The organism is Streptomyces sp. NPDC029956, assembly GCF_055574655.1.
The window spans coordinates 14,794-36,017 of the sequence record NZ_JBVHZJ010000071.1; the positions used below are offsets into that span (position 1 = coordinate 14,794).

A 21,224-nucleotide genomic window follows, 5' to 3' on the forward strand; every position below is an offset into this window, starting at 1 on the left:
AGAACCCAGCGAGGGCTAGATGTCTAACGAGGAAAAGTTCCGTCAGTACCTGGCGCGTGCCGCGGCCGAGCTGAAGCAGGTCCGCGACAAGCTCCAGCAGGTCGAGGACGACTCGCACGAGCCGATCGCGATCGTCGGCATGGCCTGCCGCTATCCGGGCGGGATCACCGACCCCGACGGCCTGTGGGACCTGGTCGCCTCCGGCGGGGACGGGGTCTCGGCCTTCCCCGAGGACCGTGGCTGGGACATGGAGAACCTGTACGACCCGGACCCCGACCGGTCGGGGACCTCGTACACCCGTGAGGGCGGTTTCCTCTACGAGGCGGCGGAGTTCGACCCGGCGTTCTTCGGCATCAGCCCGCGTGAGGCGCTGGCGATGGACCCGCAGCAGCGGCTCCTGCTCGAAGCCTCGTGGGAGGCGGTGGAGGCGGCGGGCATCGACCCGGTCTCGCTGCGCGGTTCGCAGACCGGTGTGTTCGCCGGGCTCATGTACCACGACCACGTGTCCCGGCTCCGTGACGTCCCCAAGGACCTGGAGGGCTTCCTCGGCAACGGGAACGCGGGCAGTGTCACCTCGGGCCGGGTGGCGTACACCATGGGTCTGGAAGGTCCCGCGGTGACGGTGGACACGGCGTGCTCGTCCTCACTGGTCGCCCTGCACTGGGCGATCCAGGCGCTGCGGACCGGTCAGTGCCGGTACGCGCTGGCCGGCGGTGTCACGGTGATGGCGACGCCGGCGACGTTCATCGAGTTCTCCCGTCAGCGGGGCCTGTCGGAGGACGGCCGGTGCAAGCCGTTCGCGGACGCGGCCGACGGCACGGGCTGGTCCGAGGGCGTCGGCATGCTGCTCGTGGAGCGGCTGTCGGACGCACGGCGCAACGGGCACCGGGTGCTCGCGGTGGTGCGGGGTTCGGCGATCAACCAGGACGGCGCGTCCAACGGCCTGACCGCCCCCAACGGGCCCTCGCAGCAGCGCGTCATCCAGCAGGCGCTCGCCAATGCCAGGCTGACGCCGAAGGACGTCGACGCCGTCGAGGCGCACGGCACCGGCACGACGCTGGGCGACCCGATCGAGGCACAGGCCCTGCTGGCCACGTACGGCCAGGACCGCACCGACGGCCGGCCTCTCTATCTGGGTTCCATCAAGTCGAACATCGGTCACACGCAGGCCGCGGCGGGTGTCGCGGGCATCATCAAGATGGTGCAGGCCATGCGGCACGGGACGCTGCCGCGGACCCTGCACGTGGACCGTCCCTCCACGCACGTCGACTGGACGGCCGGCGAGGTCGCGCTGCTGACCGAGAGCCGGCCGTGGGAGAGCGGGGGGCGGCCCCGCCGCGCGGGTGTCTCCTCGTTCGGCGTGAGCGGGACGAACGCGCACGTGGTGCTGGAGCAGGCTCCGGAGACGACGGAGGAGTCGGACGGTTCCGACGCCTCGGACACCGCCGGTGCCGCCGAGGAGTCGGCTGCCCGCGTGGAGCTGCCCGTGATCCCCTGGGTGGTGTCGGGGAAGACGGCCGCGGCGGTACGCGACCAGGCCGCCCGCCTCGTCTCACACCTCCAGCGCCACCCCGACGCCGACCCCCAGGACATCGGCCACGCCCTCGCCACCACCCGCACCCTCTTCGAACACCGCGCCACCGTCACCGGCGAGAACCACACCGAACTCCTCACCGCCCTCACCGCCCTCGCCCACGACGAACCCCACCCCCACATCACCACCGGCCAACCCACCAAGGGCCCCCTCGCCTTCGTCTTCGCCGGCCAAGGCACCCAACACCCCGGCATGGGCCACGACCTCTACACCACCTACCCCGCCTTCGCCACCGCCCTCGACACCATCGCCACCCACCTCGACCCCCTCACCGGCCACTCCCTCCACGACACCCTCTTCACCACCACCGACAACCGCATCAACGACACCCAGCACACCCAACCCGCCCTCTTCGCCTTCGAAGTCGCCCTCCACCGACTCCTCGAAACCTGGGGCATCACCCCCGACTACCTCATCGGCCACTCCATCGGCGAAATCAGCGCCGCCCACATCGCCGGCATCCTCACCCTCCCCGACGCCTGCACCCTCGTCGCCGCACGCGCCCGCCTCATGCAGGCCTGCCGCAACGACGGCGCCATGGTCGCCCTCCAAGCCACCGAAGACGAAGTCCTCCCCCACCTCAACGAACACGTCTCCATCGCCGCCCTCAACGGACCCCGCTCCGTCGTCATCGCCGGCGACGACCACGCCGTCGAACACATCACCCACCACTTCGAAGACCAAGGCCGCAAAACCAAGTGGCTCAACGTCTCCCACGCCTTCCACTCACCCCACATGGACGGCATGCTCCACGAGTTCAAAACCACCCTCGACACCCTCACCTACCACCCCGCCACCACCCCCCTCATCTCCAACCTCACCGGCCAACCCCTCACCACCACCGACGCCGACTACTGGACCCGCCACGTCCGCGAAGCCGTCCGCTTCGCCCACGGCATCCACACCCTCCACACCCTCGGCGTCACCACCTACCTCGACCTCGGCCCCGACGGCACCGCCGCCGCCATGACCACCAACTCCCTCCCCGACAACACCACCGCCCACATCATCACCACCCACCGCACAAACCAGCCCCCCACCCACACCCTCACCCACGCACTCACCCGCCTCATCACCACCGGCACCACCCCCCACTGGAACACCTACTACAACCCCCACCACACCACCCCCCACCCCCTCCCCACCTACGCCTTCCAACACCACCGCTACTGGCTCCCCGCCACCCAGAACACCCACAACACCACCGACCTCACCACCGCCGGACTCACCCCCACCCACCACCCCCTCCTCGCCGCCACCCTCGAACTCCCCCACAACAACGGACACCTCCTCACCGGACGCCTCTCCCTCACCACCCACCCCTGGCTCGCCCACCACGCGGTCTTCGGCGGAATCCTGGTCCCCGGGACCGGCCTGCTGGACGTGGCCCTGGCCGTGGGCCGGACCGTCGACGCCCCACGCGTCCGGGAGCTGTCCCTGTCCAGGCCGCTCGCGCTGCGCGCCGGCACCCCGGTCCGGCTGAACGTGCTGGTCGAGGCGCCGGACGAGCACGGCCACCGCTCCCTCGCGATCTACAGCCAGCCCGAGGACACGGCCGAGCCCGGCGCCTGGACCCTGCACGCGACCGGCGAACTGGCCGGTGCCGCCGCGGAGGAGACCGCCGGCGCCCCGGAGCTCCGCACCTGGCCGGTGAAGGACACCCAGCCGGTCGCACTCGACGGGTTCTACGAGCGCCTGGACGCCCAGGGCTTCACCTACGGGCCCGCCTTCCGGGCCCTTCAGGAACTGCGCACGAGCGGACGCGTCGCCTACGGACGCCTCGTCCTGCCCGAGGAGGCGGGCACGCCCGACGGATACGGGGTGCACCCGGCACTGCTGGACAGCGCGCTGCACGTCCTCGCCGGAATCACCACGCCGGACGACAGGCCGGACGCCGACTCGGTGATCCTGCCGTTCTCGTGGTCCGACGTGGAGCTGTACGCGACCGGCGCCACCGAGCTGCGGGTCCGCATCGAGCTGCCGGAGACCGCGGAACCGGGGGGCTCGCCGGTGGCGAGCGTCCTGGTGACCGACGCCGAGGGCGAGCCGGTCCTGCGGGCGCGTGCCCTGGAGATGCAGCGCGCGACGGCCGCACAGCTGCGGGCGGCCCAGGAGTCCGGCGTCGAGCACCTCTACCGGCTCGACTTCCAGCAGGTCGCCGTCGACACCGACGACCGCCCCGACGCCGACGGGCTGCTGGTGCTGGGGCACGGCGGTGCCGTCGCGGACGCACTCGGCACGGAGACGTCCGCCGGGCTCGCCCCCGACGCCGCCCCCCGGCGGATCGTCGTCGACCTGACCGCCCCCGACGCCGCGGCGGAGCACGGTGCCTCGGCTGCCGGGGCGGCCCTCGCGGCCACCCGCGACGCGCTGTCGCTCGTCCAGCGGGTGCTGGCGGAGGAACGGCTGTCCGGCACCGACATCGTCTGGGTGACCCGGGAGGCGCTCGCGGCCCGCCCGGAGGACGGTGCCCCCGGCTTCGCCCACGCCGCGCTGTGGGGTCTGGTCCGCACCGCGCGGGCCGAGCACCCCGAGCGCGTCCTGCGGCTGCTCGACCTCGGTGCCGAACCGTCGGATCCGGCGGTGATCGGTGCCGCCCTCGCACTGGACGGGGAACCGGAACTGGCGCTGCGGGGAGACTCCGTCTACGCCCCGCGCCTGGTCCGCGCGCAGGGGTCCGGGAGCTCGGTGACACCGCCGGCCGGGGACGCGCCCTGGTACCTGACGATCCGTGAGAAGGGCCGGCTCGACACGTTCGCCGCCGTGCCCGTGGACCGGTCGGCGCCGCTCGGCGCCGGCGAGGTGCGCGTACGCACCCGTGCCGCCGGTCTGAACTTCCGTGACGTCCTCAACGCCCTGGACATGGTCCACGCGCCGGAGCTGGGACTCGAATTCGCGGGCGAGGTGCTGGAGACCGGTGCGGACGTCACCCACCTGCGCGTCGGCGACCGGGTCATGGGCCTGTCCGTCGCCACGTTCGGCACCGAGGTCCGCGCGGACGCCCGGGTCGTCGCCCGGATACCGGACGCGCTGGGCTTCGCCGAGGCGGCGACCGTCCCGCTGGCCTTCCTCACCGCCTTCTACGCGCTCACCGACCTGGGCGCGCTGCGTCCGGGCGAGAAGGTCCTGATTCACGCCGCGGCCGGCGGTGTCGGCATGGCTGCCGTACAGCTCGCCCGGCACTTCGGCGCCGAGGTGTACGGCACGGCGAGCGCCGGCAAGTGGCCGGCGCTGCGCGCCCTGGGCCTCGACGACGACCACATCGCCTCGTCCCGCGACACGGAGTTCGCGCCCGCCTGGCACGACGAGGGCATCGACGTCGTGCTGAACGCGCTCGCCGGGGAGTTCGTGGACGCCTCCCTGGGGCTGCTCGCCGACGGGGGCCGGTTCCTGGAGATGGGCAAGACCGACGTCCGCGACGCGGACGAGGTCGCCGCAGCCCGCCCGGGGGTCCGCTACCAGGCCTTCGACCTCATCGAGAGCGGTCCCGAGCGGATCGCCGAGATGTTCGCCGTCCTCACCGAACTGCTGGCCGGGGGCGCCCTCACGCCGCTCCCGTTCGCCGCGTACGACGTGCTCGACGCCCCCGACGCCTTCCGGTACATGGGCCAGGGCCGGCACATCGGCAAGGTGGTGCTGACCGTTCCCCGGCCGCTCGACCCCGCGGGGAACGTGCTGGTCACCGGCGGTACGGGAGAGCTCGGCCGGGCCGTGGCGGAGCGGCTGGTGCGCGAGCACGGCGTACGCCACCTGGTCCTGACCTCACGCCGCGGGCCGGACGCGCCCGGGGCGGCCGGCCTCGCGGCCGAACTGCGCGCCGCGGGCGCCGACGAGGTCCGGATCGTCGCCTGCGACACCGCCGACCGCGACGGGGTCGCGGCGGTCCTCGCGGACGGGGCCGCCGACCGGCCCTGGACGGCCGTCCTGCACCTCGCCGGAGTCATCGACGACGGCATGGTGCGCGGCCAGGACGCGGCCCGGCTGGCCACCGTCTTCGGTCCCAAGGCCGACGGCGCGACCCATCTGCACGAGCTCACCGCCGATCTGGACCTCGCCGCGTTCGTGCTGTTCTCCTCCGCCGCGGGCACACTCGGCTCGCCCGGCCAGAGCAACTACGGCGCGGCCAACGCCTTCCTGGACTCCCTCGCCGCCCACCGGCGCAGGCGGGGACTGCCCGCGCTGAGCCTCTCGTGGGGCCTGTGGGCGCAGAGCGGCACCGGCATGACCGCGCACCTCGGCGAGGCCGAACTCGCCAGGATGCGCCGCCAGGGCGCCCACGCGCTGAGCGTCCCCGAGGGCCTGGACCTGCTGGACGCGGCGCTGCGGCGCCCCGAGGCGCACCTCGTCCCCGTGAAGTTCGACACGGGCGCACTGCAGCGCGGTGCCGACGCCGGGCTTCCGGCCCTGTTCCGGGCGCTCGTCCGGCCCCGGGCCAGGCTGCGCGAGGCCGCGCGGGCCACCGGCGGCGACTCGCTTCGCGACCGGCTGGCCGGCACGCCCGAGGCGGAGCGGCTCGCGGTCCTGACCGAGCTGGTGCGCCGTGAGGTCGCCCTCGTGATGGGGGTGTCCGGTGCGGAGGGCGTCGGCGCGGAACAGCAGCTGAAGGAGCTGGGCATCGACTCGCTGATGGCGGTGGAGCTGCGCAAGCGGCTCTCCGACGAGGCGGGCGCCCCGCTCCCGGCCGACCTGGCGTTCAGCCACCCGACGCCGCGGGCGATCGCCGGGTTCCTGCTGACGGACGTCTTCGACGACCTGACGGCCCCGGCGGTGACGGCGGTGACGGCGGACGGGCCGGAGCTTCCGGAGCTGTCGCGGGCGGAGGGCGTGACGCGCTATCCGGCGACCCACGGGCAGCGCCGCCTGTGGTTCATGGAGCACCTGCACCCCGGCTCGCCGCAGTACAACGCGGTGTTCCGGCAGCGGGCCGAGCGTCCGCTGGACCAGGAGGTCCTGGAGCGGGCGCTGGCCTGGGTGACGGACCGGCACGAGTCCCTGCGCACGGTTCTGCGGGCCGAGCCCGAGGGCCTGGTCCAGATCGTGCTGCCGTCCGTGTCGGTGCCGGTGGTCCGGGAGGACCTGTCGGGCGCCGACGAGCAGGCGGTGGAGGAGCGGCTGCGCCGCGAGGAGCTGACCCCGTTCACCGTCGACGGCGGGGACCTCGTCCGGGGGCTGCTGCTCGACCTGCCCGACGGCGGCCAGTTGATCTGCTTCGTCCTGCACCACTCGATCACGGACGGCTGGTCCTCCGGGATCTTCCTGCACGACCTGTACGAGGCGTACCACGCGTTCCGCGACGGCCGGGAGCCCGAGCGGCCCGTGGTGGAGCACCAGCTCGGCGACTACGCGCTGTGGGAGGACCGCTGGGTCCGCGAGGACCGCTTCGCCCCGGCGCTGGACTTCTTCGGCCGGGAACTGGCCGGCGTACCGAGGCTGGAGTTCCCGCCCGGTCCGCGGCAGGAGTCCGACGGCGCCGAGGGCGACGCGGTGTACTTCGGTGTGCCCGCCGCTCTGCGGGACGATCTCGAGGGGCTCGCCGCCTCGGCCTCGGTGACTCCGTACACCGTGCTGGTCAGCGCGTTCGCCGTCTTCCTGAAGCGGTACTGCGACCAGGACGACTTCGCGGTCGGCACCGTCTGGGGCAACCGTCAGCTGCCCGGCACCGCCGGCCTGGCCGGGTTCCTGGCGAACACGCTGCCACTGCGCTGCGACCTGACCGGCGATCCGGCCTTCCGTGACGTGCTGGCGTCCATGCGGCCGCGGGTGCTCGGTGTCCTGGAGCACCAGAGCGTGCCGCTGACCGAGATCGTCCGGACCGCCGCGGGAGAGCGCACCGGCGAGGAGAACCCCTTCTTCCGTGCCGCGTTCAACTACATCAGCGCCTCCGCGCCCGCCCTGGGCGAGGGCGACGACGCCTGGACCCGACCCGGGACGGGCAGCACCCTCGGCAACGTCCGGGGCGCAGCGAAGTTCGAGATCGGCCTGACGCTGGTCTCCGACGAGACCGGGCTCCGGGGCGAGCTGGAGTTCCAGTCGCACGTCCTGGACCGGGACGCGGCGGAGCGGATGGTGGAGAACTTCCGCACCCTGCTCGCCTCGATGGTGAGCGCTCCCGACGCCCCGATCGCATCCCTGGCCCTGCTGGGCGAGACCGAACGCGACTGGCTGGACGAGCGGGCCGGATCGGTGCCCGACGAGCCCCTGGACCCGCGGACCGCGCTGGAGCGGGTGCTGGAGCGCGCCGCCGCGGCCCCCGGGGACACCGCGCTGGTCCACGGCGAGCAGACCCTGACCTACCGGGACCTCGTGCGGGCGGCGTCGGCGGTGGCCGGAAGGCTGCGCGACGCGGGCGTCGGACCGGACGTGCTCGTCGGCCTCCACGCACCTCGTTCCGCCGCCTTCGTGGTGATGGCGCTCGGCGTGTGGATGGCGGGCGGGGCGTATGTGCCGCTGGACCCCACGTACCCCCGCTCCAGGACGGAGTACGTCGTCCGGGACAGCGGGACGGGCGTCGTCCTGGCCACCCCCCAGAACCCGTTCGAGCCGGAGCAGGAGGGTGTCGAGGTCCTCACGATCGACCTCCCCGCCCTCGCGTCGCAGCAGGAGGACACCGGCCTGCCGCAGGTCGCACCGCCCGCGCCGGCGGATCTCGCCTATGTGATCTACACGTCGGGTTCGACCGGCCTGCCGAAGGGCGTGATGCTGGAGCACGCCCAGTTCGCGAACTTCTGCACGGCGATGGACGAGACCGTCGGCGGCGGCACCGGTGACACCTGGCTCGCCGTCACCAGCCCGTCCTTCGACATCTCGACGCTCGAACTGCTGTGGACGCTGACCCGCGGCTACCGCGTCGTCGTCGCCGACGGCGGCGTCGCGGAGTGGGGCCGCTACCGCGACCTCGCCCCCACCCATCTCCAGTGCACGCCGTCCCTGGCCCGGATGCTCGTCGCCGACCGCGACGGCCGGGCCCTGACGAGCGGGCTGCGCCGGCTCCTCGTGGGCGGCGAAGCCCTCGACCGTCCGCTCGCCAAGAAGCTGCTGCGGCACTGCACGGGCGAGATCACCAACATGTACGGGCCGACCGAGACCACCGTGTGGTCCTCGGCCTGGACGGTGACGCCGGGCGAGGTCGCGCTCGGCCGGCCGCTGCACGGCAACCGCCTGTACGTGCTCGACGCCGGCGGGCAGCCCGTGCCGCGCGGTGCCCGGGGCGAACTGTGGATCGGCGGCCTGGGCGTGGCCCGCGGCTACCTGCACCGTCCCGACCTCACCGCCGACCGGTTCGCCCTCGACCCGACGGGCCTGCCCGGACGGCGCATGTACCGGACCGGCGACGTCGTGCGCTACCGGCTCGACGGCAGCCTGGAGTTCTGCGGGCGCACCGACGCCCAGACGAAGCTGCACGGTCACCGCATCGAACTGGGCGAGATCGAGGCCGTCGCCGGCGAGTGCGCCGAGGTCGCCTCCTGCGCGGCCGTCGTCCGCGAGGACACTCCCGGCGACCAGCAGCTCTTCCTGTACTGGGTACCGGCGCTCGAGACGGCCGACGCCGGAGCCGTACGCGAACGGCTGGCCGAGCGGCTGCCGGCCTTCATGGTTCCCGCACGGCTGGTCCGCATGGCCGAGCTGCCGCACACCCCCAACCAGAAGGTCGACCGGAACGCGCTGCGCGCCCTGCCGCCGACCGTGACGGAACCCGCGGCGCGGGCCGGCCACGCCGCCGGCGTCGGGTCGGTGGAGGACATCGTCGCCGAGGCCTGGGAGTCCGTCCTCGGGCTCACCCGCGTCGAGCGCGACAAGGGCTTCTTCGAGCTCGGCGCCAGCTCGATGTCGGCCCTCGCCGCACACCGGCTGATCTGCGCCGGGACCGGCCGCGAGTTCCCGCTCTCCGCCATGTTCCGCTACCCGACCGTGCGTCGTCTCTCGGCCCACCTGGGCGGGACGACGGCACCCGCCGCACGCATCGGAGCGGGCGTGCGTCCTTCCTCCGACGAGCCGATCGCCATCGTGGGAATGGCCTGCCGGCTGCCGGGCGCACCGGACGTCGACACGTTCTGGCGGGGGCTGCGGGAGGGCCGTGACTTCATCCGCCGGTTCACCGACGAGGAGCTGCGGGAGGCGGGCGTGCCCGACGCGCTGCTGGCCGACCCCGCGTACGTCAAGGCCAAGGGGTACGTCGAGGACGCCGACCTGTTCGACGCCGGGTTCTTCGGCTACTCGCGGTCCGAGGCCGAGGCCATGGACCCGCAGCACCGGCTCTTCCTGGAGTGCGCCTGGGAGGGACTGGAGCACGCGGGCATCGTCGCCGACTCCTTCGACGGCGCCATCGCGGTCTTCGGCGGATCCGGATTCGGCGGGTACCAGCAGGACGACGTGACCGACCTGTCCTCGTTCTACCGGAACATGGTCGGCACCAAGGGCGACTTCCTGGCGCCCCGCGTCGCGCACAAGCTGAACCTGCGCGGTCCGGCGCTCAACGTGCAGACCGCCTGCTCGACGGGTCTGGTCGCCACGCACCTGGCCCGGGAGAGCCTGCTGCGCGGCGAGTCCGACATCGCCCTCGTCGGCGCGTCCTCGCTGTCCGTGCCGCTCAAGAACGGGTACCCGTACCAGGAGGGCATGGTCGTCTCCCCCGACGGCACGTGCCGCGCCTTCGACGCGGACGGCGCGGGCACCGTGTTCAGCGACGGCGTCGGCGTGCTCGTCCTGCGCCGGCTCTCCGACGCCCTCGCCTCCGGCGACACGGTCTACGCCCTCGTGCGCGGCAGCGCCATCAACAACGACGGCTCCGACAAGGTGGGCTTCACCGCGCCGAGCGTCGCGGGCCAGGCACAGGTGATAGCCGCCGCGCAGGCCGCCGCGGGCATCACCCCGGACACCGTCGGTCTCGTCGAGGCGCACGGCACGGGAACCGCCCTGGGCGACCCGATCGAGGTGCAGGCGCTCCAGGAGGTCTTCGCGACCGCCGAACGGGACGAGCCCTGCTCGCTCGGCTCGGTGAAGACGAACATCGGCCACACCGACGCCACCGCCGGCGTCGCGGGGCTCCTCAAGGCCGTGCTCAGCCTGCACCACCGGGAGTTCGTGCCGAGCCTCCACTTCCGGCGCCCCAACCCCGAGATGGGCCTCGACCCCGAGCTGTTCCGGGTCAGCACCGAGACCGCCCCGTGGGACTCTCAGGGGCCGCGCCGCGCCGGCGTGTCCTCGTTCGGCATCGGCGGCACCAACGCCCACGTCGTCCTGGAGGAGGCGCTCGCGCCCCGCGAGGACGACCACGCCACCACGACCGACGCGGAACTGCCCGTCGTCCTGTCCGCGAAGAACGAGACGGCGCTGCGCGCGCAGGCCGCCCGCTGGGCGTCCTGGCTCGGCGCCCACCCCGACGTCCCGGTGCGCGACGTCGCGGCCACCGCCGCCCGGCGGCGCACGCACTTCGCCGCCCGGGCCTCGGTCTCCGCGCGGACGGCGACGGAGGCGGCCGAGGCGCTGACCGCCCTCGCCGAGCACCGCACCCACCGCAACCTCGTCGAGGGAACCGCCGGCGAACACGGCGGCCCGGTCTTCGTCTTCCCCGGTCAGGGCAGCGAATGGGCCGGGATGGGCCAGGACCTGCTGGAGCGGTCCGAGGTGTTCGCCCGCGTCGCGCACGAGTGCGACGCGGCGTTCGCCCCCCTCCTCGGCCGCTCGGTCGTGGAACTGCTGCGCGAGGGCGACGCCTCGTCCTGGTCGCGCCTCGACGTCGGCCAGCCGCTGACCTTCACGATGTACGTCGCCCTGGCGGCGCTCTGGCGCTCGCTCGGCGTGGAACCCGCCGCCGTCGTCGGACACTCGCAGGGCGAGGTGGCGGCCGCGGTCGTCGCCGGGGCCCTGACCCTGGACGAGGGCGCCCGCATCACCGCGGTCCGCAGCGCCGCGCTGCAGGGCCGCGCCGGGACGGGCCGCATGGCCGTGGTGGACCTGCCCCTGGACGAGGTCCTGGCCCGGATCGCCCCGTACGAGGGCGCCGTGTCCGTCGCCGCGGTCAACACCGCACGCTCGGTGGCGATCTCCGGCGACGCGCGCGCCGTCGACGACCTGCTGAACCTGCTCGACGACGAAGACGTCCCGTGCGGCCGACTGGACGCCCCGGTGGCCTCCCACAGCCACTACATGGACGAGGTCGTCCCCGCCCTGGCGGCGGAGCTGGCGACGCTGCGCCCGCGCTCCGGCGACGTGCCGTTCTACTCGACCGTCACCGGCGCCCCGCTGCCCGGCGAGGAACTGGACGCGGCGTACTGGTGCCGCAACCTGCGCGAGCCCGTCCGGCTCGACCTCGCCCAGCAGCGGCTCCTCGCCGACGGCATCGACGTGTTCCTCGAAGTCAGCCCCCACCCGGTGCTGCTGATGCCGCTCACGGACGGCGCCCTGCTCCTCGGGCACGAGCGGACCGTGGTCGCCTCCACCCTGCGCAACGGGCACGGCGGCCTGTCCGAGGTGCTGCGCACCGCCGGGCTCCTGCACGCGCACGGCGTCCCGGTCGACTGGGACCGGTGCCCCGGCGACGGCGCGGCCACCGCGCTGCCCGGGTACGCGTTCCAGCGGCAGCGGTACTGGGCGGAGCAGGCGAAGAAGCCCGCCGCGCCCGCCGCCGCGCCCGCCGACGCCTTCTGGAAGGCCGTCAGCGACGGCGGCGCCGAAGGGGTCGCGGCCCTCCTCGGCGCCCCGGAACGGCTGCGGTCCGGGATCGAGGAGCTGCTGCCGCTGCTCACCGCCTGGCAGGACCGGCAGCGCCTCGACACGACGATCGCCTCCTGGCTGTACGACGAGGTCTGGCGGCCGTCCGAGCTGCCGGGAACGGGTACCGGTCCGGACGGCGACTGGGCCCTGATCGGCGGCGGGGACGAGGACGGCCCGGCCGCCGGACTCGACCGCGCCCTCCGGACCTCCGGCGCCACCGTGCACCGGCTCCCGGCAGGCCTGGACCGCGACGGCCTGACCACCGCCCTGACCGCGCTGCCCACCACGCTCCGCGGGCTCGTGACCTTCGAGGGCACCGACGACCGGCTCGACGCGGACGGGGTGCCGGAAGGCCTCCGGCAGGTTCTCGCCCTCGTGCAGACCCTCGGCGACACCGGACGGACCGTACCGGTCTGGGCGGTGACCCGCGGCGCGGTCTGCGTCGACGGCACGGAACCCCTGACCGGACCGCTGGGGTCCCTCGTCGGCGGCCTCGGCCGGGTCGTCGCCCTGGAGGCGCCGGCCCTGTGGGGCGGTGTCGTCGACCTGCCCGCACAACCGCACGACGGCTGGGCCGACCAGTTCGTCCGCGCCGTCGGCGCCGCCGACCACGAGGACCAGATCGCGCTGCGCCCGCGGGGACGGTTCGTACGCCGCATGGTGCGGCTCGCGCCGCGGCGGCGCGAGGAGCCCTGGTCGACCGGCGGCACCGCGCTGATCACGGGCGGTACGGGCGGGCTGGGCCTCCGGCTGGCCCGCTGGCTGGTGGACCGCGGCGCCGGGCACCTGGTGCTGGCGTCCCGCGGTGCGGTGGAGACACCCGAGGTGACGGCGCTCCGGGAGGAGCTGGCGCCGAAGGGCGTCGCCGTCACCCTGGCGGCCTGCGATGTCGCGGACCGCCGTCGGGTCGAGGAGCTGATCGCCCGCTGCGACACGGCCGACGCCCCGCTGCGTACGGTCGCCCACCTCGCCGGCGTCAACCGCAACGCGCCCCTCGGAGCGGTCACGGACGCGGAGATCGGCCCGGGTCTGGCCGCCAAGGTGCGTGGCGGCTGGAACCTGCACGAGGCGCTCGGCGACCGCCCGTTGGACGCGTTCGTGCTGTACGGCAGTGGCGCGAGTCTGTGGGGCGGCGGCCACCAGGCCGTGTACGGCGCGGCCAACACCGGCCTCGACGCGCTCGCCCGGTACCGCCGGGAACAGGGCCTGGCCGCCACGGTCGTCCACTGGGGCGGCTGGGCGGGCGCCGGCATGCTGACCGCCGAGGACGAGAAGCAGGTCGAGGCACGCGGTCTGCTGTCCATGGATCCCGCGCACGCCCTGCACGCGCTGGGGACCGCGCTGGACGCCGGCCTGACGACCCTCGGTGTCGCCGACATCGACTGGACGCGGTTCGCGCCCACGTACGCCGCGTCCCGGCCCCGCCCGCTCATCGAGGAGATCCCCGAGGCCCGGGCGGCCCTGTCCACGGCCCCGGCGGCCGATCCGCGGACGGGCGACCGGCTGCGGGGCGAGCTGGCCCTCCTGGGCGAGGACGCACGGCTGCGCCGGATCGTCGAGCTGATCAGGGCCGAGGCCGCGGACGTACTGGGGCTCGTCCCCGAGAAGGTGGACCCGGCCCAGCCGCTCCAGCAGCTCGGCTTCGACTCCCTGATGGCCGTCACCGTCCGCGGAAGTCTCGCCCGCGGTACGGGACTCGCGCTCACGACGGACGTCTTCGTGCGGTACGCCACCTGCGAGGAACTCGGCCGGTACCTGCTCGGCGAACTGTTCCACGAGGCCACCGACCGGCCGCGGCGGGACGGGGACGCGCACGACCCGTGGCTGCGGGTGCTGAAGCCCGGCGTGCGGCCGCACGCCCGGGTCGTGGCCATGCCCGGCATGGGAGGCACCTCGGGCGGTTACGTACCGCTGATCCGCAGCCTGCCCGAGGGGGTCGAACTCCTCGGCGTCCAGCTGCCCGGCCGGGAGGCCCGTACCGACGAGCCGCCCATGACGGACATGATGGCCATGGCCGACGAGGTCACGGCCGCACTGGCCGGGTACGCCGACGTCCCCCTGGTCCTCTACGGCCACAGCCAGGGGTCCTGGCTGGCGTGGGAGGTCGCCCACCGGCTCGGGGACCGGCCCGACGCGCCGCCGCTCTCCCTCGTCGTGGCCTGCGCCCAGACTCCGTACGCGGAGGTCACCGAGACCGTCCGCAGGATCGGGGAGAGCGCGGCGGCCTGGGACGGCACGTCCGCGGCACACCTCGCAGAGGCGTTCGAGGGGCTGCTGCCCCGGCAGATCCTGGAGAACGAGGACCTGCTCGCCGAATACGTGCTGCGGCTGCGAGCCGACACCGACCTGGGCGAGAACCACCAGGCGGCCCTGAAGGGGCTGCACCGGGACGGTCTCGACGTCCCGGTCGTCGCGATCGCGGCCACCGAGGACCCGGCGGTCGCGCCCGAGGCCATGGACGCCTGGCGCGAACTGACCCGCGGCTCCTTCGTGCGCCGGAGCATCGAGGGCTCGCACGCCGCGCCCCTCGAGAACGCCGACGTGATGGCGGCCGAGCTGGTCGCGGCGATCCCCGGGGGTGAGCGCTGACCCCACGCACGGGGCGGTGAGGGGCCGGACGGGCCCCTCACCGCAGGCGTCCCTTCGCGGCCCCAGGCCGCAGTCGAGTCCCGCGCAGAGCCGATTCAACTCGGCGTCAAGTTCCGCGTGGTGCGCTAGAGCAGGCGGTTTCCCGCCCGGTGCCGGTGGTGTCCGGCACCGACCGGCGCAGGGCCCGGCCGGCTCGACCGAAGGGTGTCAGATGGGCGTGAACACGACGGGAATGGCCGTCGAGACCGATGCCGCGGAGATCGCGGCATTCCTGCGCGGTGCCGTGGCGGAACTGCTCGGGGTCACGCCGGACAGCGTCCCCGCCACGGTGGCGCTGCGCGACCTCGGAGTCGACTCGACGGGCGCGACGCGACTCGCCGGCGCGCTGTCGGAGCGGCTGGGACGCGACGTACCCGCCTGGACGCTGTGGCAGCACCCGACCGTCGCGGAACTGTCCGCGGTGCTCGCCGGAGAACGACCGCACCCGGCCACCACGGCTCCGCGGCGGCGGGGCTCCGGCGCCACCGAACCGATCGCCGTCGTCGGCCTCGGCTGCCGCCTGCCCGGCGGCATCACCACCCCCCGGGAGCTCTGGGAGAGCCTGATGGCGGGCCGGGACGCCGTCGGCGAGGTTCCGGCGGACCGCTGGAACGCCGACGACTGGTTCGACGAGGACGTCCGGGCGCCCGGGAAGTCGACGACCCGACGGGGCGGATTCCTCGACGACGTCGCCGGCTTCGACGCCGGCTTCTTCGGGATCTCGCCCGCCGAGGCCACCCGCATGGACCCCCAGCAGCGGATCGCGCTCGAAGTCGCCTGGGCGGCGCTCGAGGACGCCGGGATCGTGCCCTCGACCCTGGCCGGAGGACGTACCGGCGTGTTCGTCGGGACGATGTGGCAGGAGTACCACCTGGCCACCGGGGCCGACCCGGAGGCCATCGGATCGCACTCGGCCGTCGGCTGGGACACGTCGATCGTGCCCGCCCGGATCGCGTACGCCCTGGGACTCCAGGGTCCGGCGCTGTCCGTCGGCTCGGCGTGCAGCTCGTCGCTGGCCGCCGTGCACCTGGCCGCCCACAGCCTGCGCCGCGGAGAGTCCGACGTCGCCCTCGCGGGCGGGATCAGCCTGATGCTGCACCCGCACACGACGGTCGCCATGACGAAGTTCGGCGGAATGAACCCCGCCGGACAGTGCCGTGCGTTCGACGCGGACGGCGCCGGATACGTCCGCGGCGAAGGCTGCGGCATGGTCGTCCTCCGGCGCCTCTCCGACGCCCTGCGGGACGGCGACCGCGTGTACGCGGTACTGCGCGGCAGCGCGACCAACAACGACGGCGCCTCCAACGGCCTCACCGCGCCGAACCCGCGCGCCCAGGTGGACGTCGTCCGCGACGCCTGGAGCGAGGCCGGCATCGCGCCGCACCGCGTGTCGTACGTGGAGGCGCACGGCACGGGAACCCCCCTGGGCGATCCGATCGAGGCGGCCGCGCTGGGAGAGGTGTTCGCCCCGGGCCGCACGACCCCGCTGCTCCTCGGATCCGCGAAGACCAACTTCGGGCACCTGGAGCCCGCCGCGGGCGTGCTGGGCGTCCTCAAGACGGCGCTGGCGCTCCACCACGGGGAGCTGCCGGCGAGCCTGCACTTCCGGCAGCCCCATCCGCAGATCGACTTCACCGGGCAGGCCCTCGACGTGGTCGCCGAGCGGCGGGACTGGCCCGAGGGCCCCCGGCACGCCGGCGTCAGCGCCTTCGGATTCGGTGGGACCAACGTCCACCTCGCCCTGAGCGAGGCTCCCCACCGTCGCCCCTTCACCGTGCCCGCCGCCGCACGGGAGGCGGCGGGCGGCGCGGAGGGCGCACCCACCGTCGCGTTCTGCTTCTCGGGCCACGGCTCCCAGTGGGTCGGCATGGGCCGGGACCTGCTGGCCGAGCCCACGTTCCGGGCGTTCCTCGCCGACGCCGACCGTGCGGTCGCCGCGCGGACCGGCTGGTCCGTCGTGGACGAACTCGTCGCCGAGGACGGCAGGCTGGACCGCACCGAGGTCCTCCAGCCGGTGCTGTTCGCCCTCCAGGTCTCCCTCGCCCGCACACTGGAGCGGTGGGGCGTCACCCCCGACGTCGTGTTCGGGCAGAGCGTCGGCGAGGTCGCCGCCTCCGTCGTCTCCGGTGCGCTCACCCTGGAGCAGGGCGCCCGGGTCATCACGGTCTGGTCCCGCCTCGTCGCCGACCGGGCCGCAGGCCTCGGCACGATGATCGTCTGTGATCTGCCGGCCGAGGACGCCGCCGCGTTCGCCGGTGACCGGGTCACCGTGGCCGGGCACCTCTCGCCCCGTCAGGTCTGCCTGTCCGGACGCACCGACGCGATCCTCGCGGTGGAACGCGAACTCGGCGACGCGGGCGTCACCACGTACCGGGTGGCCATCGACTACCCCTCGCACAGCACCGAACTGGACCCGCTCGCCGGAGAACTCACCGAGCTGCTCGCGGACCTCGCCCCCTCCGCGGGCCGGATCCCCTTCCTGTCCTCCGTCACCGGCGACCACCTGGACGGCACCGCCCTCGACGCCGCGTACTGGGCCCGGAACATGTGCCGGCCGATGCTCGTCGACGAGGCCGTACGCTCCCTCACCGCCGCCCACCCCCGGCTGAGCGTCGTCGAGATCGCCCCGCACCCCGTGCTGCGGAAATCCCTGGAACACACGCTCGCCGCAGCCGGCAGGGACGCCGACACTCCCGTACGGCCGACCTGCCGACGCGACACCCCCGCCGTCGAGACGCTGGAGGCGCTCCTCGCCGCGCTCGGCTCCGACGGCGTCGCCGTCGACTGGGCCCGGGTCACCGGGGCCGCCGGGCAGCGGCAGGAGCCGCTGCCCTGGGTGCTCGCCGCCAGGACGGAGGAGGCACTGCGCGCCCAGGCCGCCGCCCTCCACCGCCACGTACGGGACCTGCCCGGACTCTCCCCCCGCGACATCGGCCACTCCCTGGCCACCACCCGTACCGCCTTCGAACACCGCGCTGCCGTGGTCGCCGAGGACCGCGACGACTTCCTCCGGGCACTGGAGGCACTGTCCTCCGGCGGCCAGACACCCGCCCTCGTCACCGGCACCGGCCACACCCGCCCCGACGACCGGGACCCGGGTCCCGTCCTGGTCTTCCCCGGCCAGGGCTCCCAGTGGACCGGCATGGCGAGCGAACTGCTCGACCGGTCGCCGGTGTTCGCGGAGTCGTTCGCGGCGTGCGAACGCGCGCTCGAACCGTTCGTCGACTGGTCGCCGACGGCGGCCCTCACCGACGAGGACGCCCTGCGACGGGTGGACGTGGTCCAGCCCGTGCTGTGGGCGGTCATGATCTCCCTCGCGGAACTCTGGCGGTCCCACGGGGTGGAGCCCGCCGTCGTCGTCGGCCACTCGCAGGGCGAGATCGCCGCGGCCTGCGCCGCCGGCGGACTCTCCCTCGAGGACGGCGCCCGGGTCGTCGCGCTCCGCAGCCAGGCCATCGCCCGCTCGCTGGCCGGCCGGGGCGGCATGGTGTCCGTGGCGCTGCCCCGGGCCGAGGCCGAGCGGCGCATCGGGAACTGGGGCGGGAAACTGTCCGTCGCCGTGGTCAACGCCCCGGGGCTGACCGTCGTCTCCGGCGAGCCCGCCGCACTGGACGAACTCATGGCGGAATGCGCGGAGCTGGACGTACGGGCCCGGCGCATCCCCGTGGACTACGCCTCGCACTCCGCACAGGTCGACGGGCTCCGCGAGGAGCTGCTGACGGCACTGGCGCCCATCCGGCCCCGCTCCGGCACGGTGGGCTTCTTCTCCACGGTGACCGGCGCACTGCTCGACACGGCGGAACTGGACGCCGAGTACTGGGTCCGGAACCTGCGGTCGACGGTGGAGTTCGCCTCCGCCGTCGAATCGCTCACCGCCCTGGGCCACCGGCTGTTCGTCGAGGCCAGCCCCCACCCCGTACTCACCATGGCGGTCGAGGAGACCGCCGGCGCGGACGGCGTCGTCGCCATCGGCAGCCTGCGCCGCGGCGCCGGGGGCCAGGACCGCTTCCTGTCGTCGGTCGCCGAGGCCCACGTCCGGGGTGCGAACGTCCGCTGGGAGCCCGTCTTCCACGGCGCGCGCGTGGTCGACCTGCCGCCGTACGCCTTCCGGCACCGCCGCTACTGGCTCGAACCGGCCGAAGGGAAGAACCGTCCGACGGCCCCCGCCGGTACGGAGGACGCCGAGTTCTGGGCGGCCGTGGAACGCGGCGACCTCGACGCGCTCACCACCGGCCTGAACGTCGACCGCTCCGCGTCCCTCACCGACCTCGTCCCGGCCCTGTCCTCGTGGCGCCGCCGCTCGCAGGGCGGGACGACGGTCCGGAACTGGCGCTACCACATCGACTGGAAACCGGCCGACGTCTCCTCCGGCGCCCTGCCGGCCACCCCCTGGCTGGTCCTGCTCCCCACCGGCGACACCGCCGCCGCAGCGGTGACACGCGGCCTCGAGGACGCGGGCGTCGAGCTCGTCACCCTCGCCTGCGCGCACGACGAGGAGCGGGCACTGCTCGCCAAGCGGCTCCGGGAGGTCTGGGACGACCAGGAGGTCCTGCCCCAGCCGGAGTTCGCCGGCATCCTCTCCCTGCTCGCCCTCGACGACACCGGACCGGCGGGCCACGCCGTGCCGTCCGGCTACGCCGCGACCCTGCTCGCCGTGCAGGCGCTCGGCGACGCGGGGATCACCGCCCCGCTGTGGTGCGTGACCCGCGACGCCGTCCGCACGGGACCGGGCGACGACCACGTCGACCCCGTCCAGCGCGCGGTGTGGGGCCTCGGCCGCGTCGTCGCCCTCGAACACTCCGACCGCTGGGGCGGACTGATCGACCTGCCGGGGACGCCGGACGACCGGCTGTGGCCGCGGCTGGCCGCGATCCTCGGCGGAGACGGCACCGAGGACCAGGTCGCCGTACGCCCCGACCGCGTTCTCGTCCGCAGACTGGCCCGGACCGGCACCCCGCCGGCCGCCGACTGGCGTCCCTCCGGCACCGTCCTCGTCACGGGCGGCACCGGCGTGCTCGGCGGCCGGATCGCCCGCTGGCTGGCCCACAACGGAGCCCGCCGACTGGTCCTGACCAGCCGGCGCGGCCCGGCCGCGCCGGACGCCGACGCCCTGGTCCGCGAGGTGCGCGCGCTCGGCGTCGACGTCGTCGTCGAGGCCTGCGACGTGTCCGACCGGGAGCAGCTGCGCGCCGTCCTCGACCGCGTACCGGACGACACCCCGCTGACGGCCGTGCTGCACACGGCCGCGGTCCTGGACGACGCGGTGGTCGACGCCATCGACCCTGAGCAGGTCGCCCGCGTGTGGCGGGCCAAGGCACGCGGCGCGCTGAACCTGCACGAGCTGACGCACGGCCACGACCTGTCGGCGTTCGTCATGTTCTCGTCCTACGGGGCCACCGTAGGCCTGCCCGGCCAGGGCAACTACGCGCCCGCCAACGCGTTCCTCGACGGACTCGCCGAGGCCCGCCACCTCGAAGGACTGCCCGCCACCACGGTGTCGTGGGGTGCCTGGGACGGCGGCGGCATGGCCGAGACGACGGTCAAGGGCGTCCTGGACCGGCACGGCGTGCCCGGTATGGACCCGGAGCTGGCGCTCCTCGCCCTCCAGCAGGCCGTCTCCACCGGTCGGCCCTGCCAGACCGTGGCCGACGTGCGCTGGTCGCGCTTCCTCACCGCGTTCACAGCGGGCCGCCCCAGCCCGCTGCTCTCCGACCTCCCCGACGTACGCGAGCTCGCCGCCGCGGTCCCGGAGACCGCCGCCCCCACCGGTCCCTCGCTGCGGCAGCGCCTGGAAGCGCTGCCGGACGCCCGGCGGACCGAGTCGGTCCTCGAACTGGTACGCACCCACACCGCGACGGTGCTCGGCTACGGGCCGCAGGAACCCATGGACGCGAAACGGGCGTTCAAGGAGCTCGGCTTCGACTCCGTGACCGGCGTCGAGCTCCGCAACCGGCTCAACGCCGAGACCGGACTGCGGCTCCCCGCCACGCTCGTCTTCGAACACCCCACCCCTGCCGCGCTCGCCGACCACCTGCTGGCCGAACTCGGTGTCGCCGCACGGTCCGGCACCGGCCTGGACGCGCTCGAGGCGGCGCTCGCCGAGCTGGACGCCACGGTGCTGACCGACGGCGACGACGCCCGGCTGTCCCACGCGGCGCGGCGGCTGGAGGAACTGCTGGCGCGGCACGCGGCAGCGGACGTGTCACAGAAGCTCGACGACGCGTCGGACGACGAGTTGTTCCAGTTCATCGACGAGGAGTTCGGACTCTGACATGGCGAATGAAGAGAA

At 74.2% G+C, this 21,224-nt stretch carries 1 protein-coding gene and 1 pseudogene; both read left to right on the top strand.

Annotated elements, in window-relative coordinates; all coding sequences use genetic code 11:
- Positions 1-118 precede the first annotated feature (118 nt).
- Positions 119-14,896 (top strand): annotated as a pseudogene (locus ACZ4XX_RS35735) (amino acid adenylation domain-containing protein); the annotation flags it as partial.
- A gap of 217 nt (positions 14,897-15,113) precedes the next feature.
- A complete protein-coding gene (locus ACZ4XX_RS35740; RefSeq protein ID WP_468511988.1) occupies positions 15,114-21,206 on the top strand; it encodes an SDR family NAD(P)-dependent oxidoreductase in 6,093 nt (2,030 codons plus the stop codon).
- Positions 21,207-21,224: the final 18 nt, after the last annotated feature.